This is a genomic window from Parathalassolituus penaei, assembly GCF_026626885.1.
Taxonomy (GTDB): domain Bacteria; phylum Pseudomonadota; class Gammaproteobacteria; order Pseudomonadales; family Oceanobacteraceae; genus Oceanobacter; species Oceanobacter penaei.
Genome location: NZ_JAPNOA010000003.1, coordinates 115,416 through 127,879, shown reverse-complemented (window position 1 = coordinate 127,879; position 12,464 = coordinate 115,416). Strand labels below are relative to the sequence as shown.

The following is a 12,464-nucleotide window of genomic DNA, read 5'->3' as shown; positions in this document are numbered from 1 at the left end:
TAGACTGGGCTCATCTGTTTTGTTACCTGTGAATGCCTATGTCACCGTCATTTGATTCTGTATCCGGCTCCGCTGTTGCCCCTCTGGTTCCTGCCATGTCTGCCACTGAACTGGCAGCGTTTGATCGTGAGCATATCTGGCATCCGTACAGTTCAATGACCAATCCGGCACCGGTGTGGCAGGTGGCCTCCGCACAAGGTGTGCGGATTCGTCTGACCGATGGCCGTGAACTGGTGGATGGTATGTCGTCCTGGTGGTGTGCGGTGCACGGTTATAACCACCCGGTGCTGAATGCCGCACTGCAGCGTCAGCTCCAGAACATGGCGCATGTGATGTTTGGTGGTCTGACTCACGAGCCTGCAATTGAGCTGGGGCGGCGTTTGCTGGCGCTGGTGCCGGATGGGCTGGAGAAGGTGTTTTACTCCGACTCCGGTTCGGTCGCGGTTGAAGTGGCGATCAAGATGGCGATCCAGTATCAACAGGCTCGTGGCAAAGCGCACAAGAGCCGTTTGCTGGCGCTGGAGTTTGGTTATCACGGCGATACCCTTGGGGCCATGTCTCTGTGTGATCCTCAGCGCGGTATGCACCACCTGTTTGCCGGTCTGCTGCCGCAGCAGTTTTTTGTAGCGGCGCCGCGTACGCGTTTTGATGCCGACCTGCAGGATGCCAGCAGTCAGGCTTTGTTAGCACAGGATATTGCCGCCTTGCGCGCCGCACTGGAGCAGCACCAGCACGAGCTGGCGGCCTTTATTGTTGAGCCGATTCTGCAAGGGGCGGGTGGTATGCGCTGTTACCATCCGGCCTATTTGCAGGCGGCGCGTGAGTTGTGTGACGAGTTTGATGTTCTGCTGATTGCGGACGAAATCGCCACCGGTTTTGGCCGTACCGGCGAATTGTTTGCCTGTAACCATGCGGGTATCAGTCCCGACATTATGTGCCTTGGCAAGGCCATTACCGGCGGTTACCTGACTCTGGCGGCGACCTTGACCACCCGGCATGTGGCGGAAACCATCAGTCAGGGTGAAGCTGGCTGCTTTATGCATGGCCCGACCTTTATGGCCAATCCGCTGGCCTGTTCGGTGGCCTGCGCCAGTATTGATCTGTTAATGGCCTCCGACTGGCGTAGTAACTGTGAGCGTATCAATGCGGGGCTGGCGGCCGGGCTGGTTTCGCTGGCAGAGCTGCCGGGCGTTCAGGATGTGCGTACGCTGGGCGCGATTGGCGTGGTCGAAATGACGGCCAACGTGAACACGAGGATGTTGCAGCCACTCTGTCTGGAACAGGGTATCTGGGTGCGGCCATTTGCCAATCTGGTGTATCTGATGCCACCGCTGGTGGCGACCGATGCGGATATCCAGCTGTTGACCAGCGGCCTGCAAACCGCGGTGCGTGCTTATCTGGAGCAGGCTACCCGCAATAATCCGGCCGATTTTGTCTGATAAAAAACGGCAGCTGCGGTTTTGACCGGGCTGCCGTTTTTTGAGGAATGGCTTACGCCATGCCCAGCATAAAACACATCAACGCCCGTAACTTAGCCGGTTTGACCGGCTTGTTTAAACGTACGGCTCCCTGACGGGTGATCTCCTGACGCACCGGGTCGGAGCGGTCAGCGGTGATCACCACTGCGGGTGTGCGTTCTCCGGTCTGTTTTTCCAGTCGGCTTAACACATGAGTGCCGGTTTCCGACTGGTCGAGGTGATAGTCGGCCAGAATGATATCTGGATGGAAGTTGTGCCAGGCGTCGATTGCCATGGACTCACCATTGGCGGTAATCACATTACAGCCCCACGCCTGCAGCAGCTCTTTCATGCTGTGGCGAATGGTTTCCTCGTTATCAATGACCAGAACCCGAACCCGATCGAGTTTGCCACCCGGTGGCAAGGCCTCGGATACCTTGGTCAGCACCTGCTGTTGCTGGCGGCCGGTTAACGGTACGCGCACACCAAAACAGCTGCCTTTGCCGACCTTGGATTTGAACAGGATCGGGTGATTCATCATGCGCGCGATACGCTCCACAATCGCCAGACCCAGACCAACACCTTTGCTGCGGCCTTTCTGGGCATTATCGAGCTGGCGGAATTCGCGGAAAATCTCGTCACGCTGGTGGTCGGCAATGCCGGGACCGGAGTCACAGACCAGCAGGTCAACATAATCACCATAACGGCGCGCTCCCAGCACCACACGGCCAGTAGGAGTGTAACGAATGGCGTTGCTGACGAAGTTACGCAGGATTCGCATCAGCAGTCGTGAATCGCTGCGTACCACATGGCTGGTATCAATCAGTTTGAGTTCGAGTCCGGCCTGTTGGGCTACTGGCTGAAATTCGCTGTACAGAGCCTGTAGCAGGTCGCGAGCGGCAAACTCTTCCTGATCCGGGGTCACGGCGTTGGCGTCCAGACGGGAAATATCCAGCAGGTCAGCCAGTAATTCTTCGGCGCCGGTGAGGGCCGTGTGAATGCGCTCAACCAGATGGCGGTTGTCGTGGCAGAGGTCGCGTTCCTGCAGCGTGGCTACCAGCAGACGAGCGGCATTTAACGGTTGCAGCAGGTCATGACTGGCGGCCGCCAGATATTTGTCCTTGCTGGCGTTGGCGTCTTCGGCTTCTTGTTTGGCGGCCTGTAATTCGCGGGTGCGGGCTTCTACCCGTTGTTCCAGCTCGGTATTGATACGCGCCATGGCTTCCTGCGCGCGTTTGCGTTCCGTGATGTCATGGACAAACACTTCGATCAGGCCGGTTTCGCGGTCTTTCAGCAACACGTTGAGGGATACCGGCACGGTTTCGCCGTTCAGTTTGCGGAAATGGGATTCAAAACCAACGCGCTGTCCGTCGCGATACAGACAGGTCAGCAGGTCGTCGAGGTCTTCACTGTCGCTGAACAGGTCAGTGGCCAGATGGCGAATGGCTTGCTGGAATTGTTCTGCGTCGGGATAGCCGCAAATACGGGCAATGGACGGGTTGGCCGCACTGATGCCAGCATCCATCCGGGCCTGGAAAATACCGTGGACGGCGTGCTCAACCAGCCACTTGTAACGTTCTTTTTCGACTTCCAGTTCGTCGATTTTTTGCAACAGTTCAGGGTAGTAACTCTTGCGTGCAGAAAATGCTCCCAGACCAATCAGGTTCTGGATCATGGCATTGTCGTCATCCAGTGCGCCACGTGGCGCCGGCCGGATGTCGGTAGCACTGGTCTCTGCTGGCTGGCCCTGTTGGCCATTCGCCTCAGAGAGCTTCCTCATACACTACCTCTACATCTCGTTTACAGGACTTGCGTGGGTTGGTCAGGATACAAGGGTCGGTCAACGCCTTGCCTGACAACACCGGAATATCGGCACGGCTGACACCCGTGGACGCCAGGCTCTGGGTCAGGCCAACGGCTTCCTTGAGCAGACGCACGCGATTGATCAGGGCTTTGCGAACATCTTTGGCAATCATGCCGCGGGTATCCACGCCGAGGGTTTCAGCCACTACGCGGAAACGGTCTTCGGCGCTGTGGAAGTTATAATCGATCACCCGTTCGACCAGAATGGCGTTACACAGACCATGTGGCAGGTCGAGATAACCACCCAGACTGTGCGACATCGCGTGTACGGCCCCCAGAATTGCATTGGAAAACGCCAGACCGGCTTTCAGGCTGGCCAGCATCAGGTGTTCGCGCAGTTGCAAGTTACCCGGCTCCAGAATCAGTTGCGGCAGGTTGTCGGCCACCAGACGAATGGCTTCCAGTGCGTACATATCGGTTAACGGGCCACTGGCGGTGGACACAAAGGCCTCAATGGCGTGCACCATGGCGTCGATACCGGTGCAGGCGGTCAGGAACGGGTCCATGGTGACCGTGGTTTCCGGGTCGATCAGCGATACATCTGGCACCACGGCCTTGCTGATAATCGACACCTTCATCATGGTATCGGTATCGGAAATGATAGCGAACTGGGACACGTCGGCCGAGGTGCCAGCCGTGGTCGGGATAAAAATCAGCGGTGGAATAGGGGCGTGAATACGATCCACCCCTTCAAACATCAGAATGTGCTGACGGTTGGCGCTGACAATACCGATCCCCTTGGCGCAGTCCATCGGGCTGCCACCACCGACGGCAACAATGACGTTGCAGCCTTCCTGAATATAAAGCTGGGCACCGGCCATCACTTCTTCGGCACGTGGATTGGGGCTGACCTGGGTGAAGACCCGGTAATCAATCTCCATTTCTGCCAGGCTGGCTTCAACATCGGCAACCCAGCCCGCGGCCACAACACCTGGGTCGGACACAATCAGCACCCGCTGGGCGCCAAAGTTGCGGGCAAAGTTACCGACGGTGCGACGAGCGCCAACACCAAAAATAATCTCCGGTGAGACAAACTTGCGCAGGTTGGAAATCGGGTTGCTCATCGGATTACTTCCATATCTTCGGGTCGTGATTCTTGTTCTGGGCCACAACTTATACCTTGCGAGGGCTTTGGGTAAAGCCGACATCAGTGGCAGTTGCATCGGTGGCCAGCAGTTGTGCCCGTTGTTTCTGTTTACGGTTGTTTATTTTATCGACGCATTGCTGTTCGTCACGCAGAATCACCACGCATTCCAGACACTGGATACATTCATCGTAATCAATGGAGCCTTCGGTTCGAATAGCATTGATACCGCAGCGGCGTTTACACAGCTGGCATGGTGAACCGCATTTTTCGATACGCTCCAGCCAGCTGAACAGACGCAGACGCCCCAGTACTGCCAGACCAGCCCCCAGTGGGCACAGATAACGGCAGTAAAACTTGTGAATGAACATGCCGCCCACCAGCAGGGCAACCGCGTACAACACAAACGGCCAATAGCGCCAGAAGTAGAGGGTAATACTGGTTTTAAACGGTTCTACCTCTGCCAGTTGTTCAGCAAGTGTCAGGCTGTAGAACGCACTGCCCACCAGGCCCAGTAAAATCGGGTATTTGATCAGGATCAGCTTGCGGTGCAGTGGTTCCGGCACCCGGATCTGTTTGATCTTGAGGCGGGTTGCCAGCCAGGCGGCCATTTCCTGCAAGGCACCAAACGGGCATAACCAGCCACAGAACAAACCGCGCCCCCATATAAAGAGACTGATAAAGGTGTAGATCCAGAGAATAAAAATCACCGGGTCGAGCAGGAACACGCCAATATCAAAGCCGTCGTGAATCTGCAGGAACAGGGTGTAGATGTTCACCACCGACAGTTGGCCCTGCGCATAAAAGCCCAGATACACCAGGGTGAACCACAAAAAGCCCCAGCGGAAACGATGCACCAGCTTCGGATATTGGGTGTAGTGTTTCTGGCGGGCGAAGAACACGGTCAGTACCACCAGCGCCAGACTGATGATCACAATTGAATGCCAGCGGCTCTTCCAGAGTCCAACCCAGATCGGTTCACGGTTCTGTTGGGCGGCCAGTGGTGATTCTGCTTCAACCACCTCAAACAGGTTGGCTGGGAAAGTGAGCGGGACTTCAAAGGTTGCGTTATCGGTAATCAGGTGGTTACGCGGTAATTCAGCACTGATCTTGAGATTGGCTTCGGCACCGGGGTTAAAACCGGCCTGACCACCAACCCGGAACATGTTGGCGTGCTGGAACTCCGGAATCCCCTGCGCTTGCAGGTGGTAGTTGCCGTTTAGCAGATCCATATCGCGCAGTTCAACAATCAGCCCACCTTGCTCAAGCGACAGTCGTCCTGGCACTGTACCTGGGCGGAAGTCATCCGGCACGTGGGGAAATATCCCGCCCGACATGATGGCCATGACCTGTTCACCCGGTTTGATGCTGTTCATCAGGCGTTCGAAGTCGCTATCACCCAGCAGGTTGCGACCAATCGACGGTGCATTGATATAGGCGTACCAGATTTCACTGAAGGCTTCGTCCCCTTCGGCTTCTGGCAAGTCTGGGTAACTGTCGAGGCTGGTACCCAGCACGCGGACGGCATCCTGCTGGCTGATGCGCACGTGGCCAACGTAGCCCTTGTCGAGCAGTTGTTGCCAGTCGAGTGGCTCGTACAGATCTTCAATGGCGCGTGCCGCCGGTGCCTGGGCAAAGCCTTCAAGTTTGTGGCGGGCAACCTGCAGGGCGGAAGACAAAATGGTGTCATTCATAATGATGACGGATACGGTGGCCTTGGAAACACCGTCGACGTACACCACACCGTTGGTAGAAGGTTCGCCAGTCCTACTGCTGTCGATGACGATGTGTTCGGTCAGGGAGCGGCCGTTGTACTGGTTAATAAAGTTGATCATGGGCTCAGGGCCAAGGCCATGCAGGAACACAGGTTCGTGGTGATCCATGACCCGCACGCCGGTAAAGCGGCCTTCAAGGTCGATACCAATCATCAGGTTGATCGGTTTGCCGGAAAAGCCGGGCAGGTCACTGATGTCACGCGACTCATAGGCGTAACCCAGCAATTGATTCAGCTGATAAACAGGGTAAACCGGGAAGTCGGTCTGTTTGTCTTCGATGCGGGTGGCTTTCGGGAACAGTTCCTGAATCCATGCCTGCTGGACGCTGCCGACCTCTGCCTGTGTGGTTGCCACACAACACCAGAATGCCAACAGGAGCAGCAACAGGTTTGCCGGCTTGCCCATTGGGGGCCTCCTGGGAATTTTTATAGTTATTACCGCCATACTCCCTGTGCGAGCTGGATGTCTCAATGCTCCTTGGGGGGCAATCAGACAGTACCAAAGGCGGTATTTTTGGCCTGATTTGGTCATTCCGAATGCCAGAATTGGCTGTAAAAGCATCAAATAGGGCTATTTAGTCCATTTTGAAATTCTTGTATGTCAACTTTGGTATATGTCGATATGCAACTCTGGGTGTGCAACCAAAGAGATGGGAACTTCTGTAATAGGGATGATGGCTTGGCGTTGGCTGACAGCTGATAGTGAAAATGTCGTTCAGGACATGCTCCTGCGCTGCTTCAGAGTGTTCCTTAGGGGTGGAGTGCCGGTTGGCATTACCAGGGCACCCACCCCCGTTTAAACCTGACAAGCACATCAGGTTCCGTGGGCCTCCGAAGACCGCAACGACTCACAATTCAATATCAGGGTTATTCCAATGAAAAATAATAAAATGACCAAACTGTTGCCACTGGTAGTTGCAATGGGCGTTAGCACTCAAGCCATGGCTGCCATCACTCTGTACGACCAGAACGATACCACTTTCTCTGTAGACGGCCTGTTCAACACTTTTTATGTAAACAGCCAGTCTGAAGGCGCCTCTGAGCAAGACCAGGCCCGTATCAAGATGGGTTTCCTGCCGAACGTAATCGGTTTTAACTTCGGCAAGCAGGTTGATGGCCTGAAGCTGGGTGGCCGTTCTTCTTTCTGGGTCTCCATCAACGATACTGATCCTCAGCGTGATGCATCAGCTGCTGATGCTGGTACTGGCTCCCTTATTGATGTTCGCCAGTTCTACGCCACTGTAGACGGTGACTTCGGTCAGGTACTGGTGGGTAAGGATTTTGCGTTGTTCAACCGTTCCAACATCCTCGGCGACGAAATCCTGCTGGGCTTCGGTCAGACCATGACCACTGGTGATGATGGCGGCAACGTATCCTTTGGTAACATTGGTACCGGTTATCTGTATCCGTTCCCGAACTCCCAGATTACCTACCGTACTCCTGATATGGGTGGTCTGAATGTAGCCGTGGGTCTGATGGACCCTGCCAAGCGTAGTGCTGCTTCTGAAGAGTCCTCTCCACGTATCGAAGCCGAAGCTTCTTACGCCTTCACCAACGACGGTTTCAGCGGTAAGGGCTGGCTGGGTGCGATGTCCCAGAAATCCAAGCTGGCCGGTGATGAGCTGTCTTCTTCCGGCGTTTCTTACGGTCTGAACCTGAAAGCCGCTGGTCTGTCTCTGACTGCATCCGGCTTCAAGGCCAAAGGCGTGGGTGCTGCTGGTCTGGGCCACCTCCTGACTGTTGATGGTGCCGAAGTTGACGGCAAACTGATTCAGCTGTCTTACACCATGGGTGCTGAGCGTTTCGTTCTGTCTTCGGGTAAGAACGACGGTGGTACTACCGACGGTGGCAGCGAGCTGGATCTGGAAAACAAGACCGCCGCTATTTTTCACTCTGTTAACAGCAACCTGACCTTGGTAGGTGAGTTTGACAAGGCAGAAAGCGGTGATAACAGCATCAAGACCATCGCGCTGGGCGCTGTTGTAACCTTCTGATCCTGAATATCAGGTAAAAAGACCGATAACGGTCATCAGAATCAAAAAAGGACGGCTTGCCGTCCTTTTTTTTGTCCCGCGTATGGCGGGGGCGTTCACCAGGGGGATGGTTTCAGAATAGATGTTCAGTGATTGTCGACTTTGCGGTACTTGTCATTCTTTTGTTCGTATATATGACTGAGGGGAAAGCCCTTACATATATCGGGCAATGACGACCGGTGCCGAAGTAGGATGTCTTGGCACCCGGGGAGTCGTTACACTGATAGTCTGTTTTGTAAACCTGAATCCGTTTGTATCGTATGGCGATACCCTGCGAACGAACAGACGGGGGGATTATTGTGCTAGCTCTGCAGCCTACAACCTTACATGCGGTTCAAACCGCATTTACCACGTCCCGTGATCCGGAAACAGCCGCTGATGAGCTGTACTCGGCACTGGCGGTGGCACCTCTGTGCCAGGTGGTATTCTTCTGCTCCAACGACTACGACTTCAGTTCGTTGGCGGCTGCTATTGGCAAACGTTTTGCGGATATTGAAGTGGTGGGTTGTACCACCGCAGGGGAAATTACCCCACTGGGTTATCGCCACGGCACCATTACCGCCATTGGCTTCCCGCGTTCCTCGTTCGCCGTGCAATCAGCACTGGTAACCAATTTATCCAGCTTCAGTTTTTCCGATGCCCAGATTCTGGTGCAGGACATGCTGGATGGTTGTCGTTCCCGTCAGGTGGCACCTATCAAGGGAAATACCTTTGCCCTGACCATGCTGGATGGCCTGTCGATTCAGGAAGAACGTTTCCTGCGCCTGCTTAACGCGCATCTGGGCAGCATTCCGCTGCTGGGCGGTTCTGCGGCCGACAACATGTGCCATAACAAAACCCACGTTTTCCACAATGGCCGTTTCCATACTGATGCTGCCATTCTGTTGCTGGTGAATACCGCATTCGATTTTGAAGCATTCAGTATTCATCACCTGCAACCAACCGAAGAAAAACTGGTTGTCACCGAAGCCGACAGTGACGACCGTCGCGTGCTGGAGATCAACGCTGAACCAGCTGCGGTTGAATATGCCCGTGCTCTTAACCTGCGGGTTGAGGACCTTAATCCCCAGGTGTTTGCCCTGAATCCGTTGTCGGTGAAAATCGGCAATCGTTATTACCCGCGTGCGATCCAGAAAGTGAATCCGGATCTCAGTCTGTCGTTTTACTGTGCAGTGGATACCGGCATTGTTCTGACACGTTCCCGTCCAGAGGCTATTCTGGATGGAGTAGAGAAACTTCTGGCCGACATCAGTCAGCGAATTGGTACGCCACAGCTGATTATTGGCTACGATTGTATTTTCAGACGGTTGGAACTGGAGCATCTGGATCTGAAAGATCAGGCCTCGCAGTTGCTGGCGCGTCATCATGTCATTGGCTTTAATACCTATGGCGAGCAGTTTAACGGTATGCATCTGAACCAGACATTTACGGGCGTGGCATTGGGCGGGGTGGGTTATTAGCAGTGAGATCGAGCGACTCCGCCGTGAGGTGGAAGAACTCACCCGACGCAACGAGCGTCTGGAGAAAATAAACCAGGCATTGATGCAACGGGTAGAGGCCGGACCAGAGAACTCCGACGGCGCTTACGACAACTTCAAACATTCGGTATATCTGGCCGAACAGGTGCGTGAGCGTACGGAAGCCCTGAATCAGGCCATGCATAGCCTGAAGAGTACGAATCAGGAGCTGATTCGTGCCAGTGCGGAAGCTCATAACGCCCATGACCTGTTACGCCAGGCCATCGAAAGTATTTCTGATGCCTTTGTGCTGTACGACTCGCAACGTCGTCTGGTGCTGGCTAACTCCCGTTTTAACCAGTTCTGGCAGGCCTCGGGGATTGAAATCCATCCGGGCATGCATCAGCAGGAAATTCACAAGCTTTCCCAGCGTTATCGCCTGATCGACCGTTATTACGGTGATGCCACGACCACCGCACGCGGTGCCTTGCCGGGTGATGGCAAGGTATTCCACATGCGCGACGGTGCCTGGGTGCATGTTAGCGAGCGTGCGACCCGTGACGGTGGACTGGTGGTTCTGTACAAGGACATCAGCGCACTGATCGAAAACGAGCGTGCTCTGCGCGAGCGCGCGCTGGCAACCAAATCCCGTACCCTGCAGAACACCCTGGATAACCTGTCCCAGGGGGTGGTGCTGGTGAACCAGAACAAGCTGGTTGAAACCTGGAACGTACGGTTTGCTGAACTCACCGGTCTTGGCCACAAGTTGCTCGAGAGTGGTATGACCTTCTCGCGACTGATGCGCCACACCGAAGTATCCGATCTGAATCCAACCTCCCGTGATGCCGATGGCCATGCCTGCCTGCAAATGGAGCAGGTATTGTCGGACGGGCGCGTGATGGAAATTCGTACCCATCCGATGGCGGGTGGTGAGTTTGTTAATACCTACACCGACATCACCGAACGCAGCCGTGCCGTCAAGGCGCTGGCCGAAAGTGAACAGCGCATCCGCGTGATTACCGATGCTGTGCCGGCGCTGATTGCTTACGTCGATAAAGATTTGACCCTGGTATTCGCCAACCGCGCCTACGAGCGCTGGTATGGCTTTGAACGCGAAGTGATTGTGGGTCGCAAGCTGTACCAGATTATTCCAGCCATGCAGCTGGTGCGGTTACAGCCTTATATCAATCGTGCCCTGCAGGGGCAGACGGTCAATTTCGAAATCAGTGATCCATCCCGTGATGGTGTGGTGCGCCATGTGGTGAAAACCTACGTGCCGGAAATGGACGAAGAGGGTGAAATCCTCGGTTTCTACGTGCTGGTGCAGGACATCACGGAAATTCGTCTGACCTCAGAAGCGCTGGCGCAGGCCTATCAGCATCTGGAGCAACGGGTGCAGGATCGTACTTCGGAACTGACCGAACTGAACGGCCAGCTGCGCCAGGAAATCGAAGAACGTCGGCAGATGGAGTCGCGGTTGCGCGAAGCCAAGCAGGACGCTGAAAAAGCCAACCACAGTAAAACCAAATTCCTTGCCGCAGCCAGTCACGATTTGCTGCAGCCGATGAACGCCGCACGCCTGTTCTGCGCTTCCCTGATGGAGCACCCGCTGGATGATCGTACCCGGCAGTTGGTGGACTCGCTGAATTACTCGCTGGAAGACGTGGAAACCCTGCTGGCCGCCTTGGTGGATATCTCCAAGCTGGACGCCGGTGTGGTGAAACCCGACCTGATGTCGTTTAACGCCGGTGACCTGCTGAACAACCTCGCCAATGAATATCGGACGCTGGCAGCGGATGCCAGTCTGTCGTTTGATTTCGTTCCGACCAGTGCCGTGATTCATACCGACTCGCAGCTGCTGGCGCGGATCATGCGCAACTTCCTCACCAACGCCGTGCGTTATACCCGTAACGGCAAGGTGATGCTGGGATGCCGTCGGCGCAAGGATGGTCTGGAAATCCAGGTGCTGGATACCGGTGTGGGGATTGCCGAAGACAAACTGGAGGAAATTTTCCTCGAGTTCAATCGTGGCAGTCAGGCCGATACGGCACGGGATAAAGGCCTCGGCCTGGGGCTGGCAATTGTCGACAAGATGTCGGGCATTCTCAAACACCCGATCCGGGTGCGCTCGGTGCTGGGCAAGGGCTCGTGTTTCTCGGTGCTGGTGCCATACGGTCGCCGTCATCACGCACGTCGTGCAACGGCTCCGGGCCTTGCCATGCTGGGGAACCAGCAGTTCCGTGGACGTCGCGCTCTGGTGCTGGATAACGAAGCCTCCATCTGCAAGGCTATGGATATCCTGCTCAGCGGGTGGGGATTCGAGGTATTGACGGTACGTAGCTGGGAAGAAACCCTGCTGATCCGTGAGCAGCTGGAAGAGGGTGTTGATCTGGTAATTGCCGATTATCACCTGGATAACGGTGCCACCGGTCTGGATGCGGTAGCGCTGATGCGTTCCGAGCTGGCAGTGGAAGCGCCTGTATTGATGATTACCGCCAACTACACCACTACACTCAAGCAGGAAGTGCGTGAGCTGGGGTATCGCATCATGAACAAACCGGTGCGGCCAGCCAAACTGAAAGCCATGATTCACCATATGATCGAACATGGTGTGGTGGTCTGAGGTTTGCCAGTGCGCCGACAGTGGCAGACCATAAACCCAAAAGCCCCGGTTCAATCGTGATGCCGATCAGTTAATGATTTTCCAAAGCTGATCGGCAGCAGGACCAGTCTTGTATCCTTTGTGCCCGTGAGTATGTTGGGCATAAAACTCTGCGTTCGATCTCTTCTCTCTAC

General features: G+C 55.2%; 7 protein-coding genes. 4 read left to right on the top strand and 3 right to left on the bottom strand.

The window, feature by feature from the left end:
* The first annotated feature begins 95 nt into the window (after window positions 1-95).
* On the top strand, window positions 96-1,439 hold the full coding sequence (bioA, locus tag OUO13_RS00620; protein ID WP_283171909.1) for an adenosylmethionine--8-amino-7-oxononanoate transaminase: 1,344 nt from the start codon (window positions 96-98) through the stop codon (window positions 1,437-1,439).
* Window positions 1,440-1,491: 52 nt separating this feature from the next.
* Here bioA and OUO13_RS00615 read toward each other — a convergent pair whose 3' ends face one another.
* From OUO13_RS00615 to OUO13_RS00605, 3 genes are read right to left on the bottom strand one after another with little or no spacing between them, the layout of a single operon-like run.
* Complete coding sequence (locus OUO13_RS00615) at window positions 1,492-3,237, bottom strand: PAS domain-containing hybrid sensor histidine kinase/response regulator (RefSeq protein ID WP_283171908.1); 1,746 nt, start codon at window positions 3,235-3,237, stop codon at window positions 1,492-1,494.
* Entirely contained in the window at window positions 3,221-4,384 is a 1,164-nt protein-coding gene (gene ercA, locus OUO13_RS00610; RefSeq protein ID WP_283171907.1) for an alcohol dehydrogenase-like regulatory protein ErcA, read from the bottom strand. Before ercA ends, OUO13_RS00615 begins: the two co-directional genes overlap by 17 nt.
* Before the next feature lie 49 nt (window positions 4,385-4,433).
* The gene (locus OUO13_RS00605) at window positions 4,434-6,584 is read right to left on the bottom strand and encodes a NosR/NirI family protein (RefSeq protein ID WP_283171906.1); all 2,151 of its coding nucleotides are present in this window, start codon (window positions 6,582-6,584) and stop codon (window positions 4,434-4,436) included.
* Between the two features lie 469 nt (window positions 6,585-7,053).
* Here OUO13_RS00605 and OUO13_RS00600 point away from each other — a divergent pair, with 469 nt between their 5' ends.
* From OUO13_RS00600 to OUO13_RS00590, 3 genes are all read left to right on the top strand, one after another.
* Window positions 7,054-8,172 (top strand): porin family protein, encoded by a 1,119-nt coding sequence (locus tag OUO13_RS00600; RefSeq protein ID WP_283171905.1) that lies wholly within the window; start codon window positions 7,054-7,056, stop codon window positions 8,170-8,172.
* Window positions 8,173-8,510: 338 nt separating this feature from the next.
* Window positions 8,511-9,671 (top strand): nitric oxide-sensing protein NosP, encoded by a 1,161-nt coding sequence (gene nosP / locus OUO13_RS00595; protein WP_283171904.1) that lies wholly within the window; start codon window positions 8,511-8,513, stop codon window positions 9,669-9,671.
* A 28-nt stretch (window positions 9,672-9,699) separates the two neighbouring features.
* Entirely contained in the window at window positions 9,700-12,291 is a 2,592-nt protein-coding gene (locus tag OUO13_RS00590) for a NahK/ErcS family hybrid sensor histidine kinase/response regulator (RefSeq protein WP_283171903.1), read from the top strand.
* The last annotated feature ends 173 nt before the right edge of the window (window positions 12,292-12,464 follow it).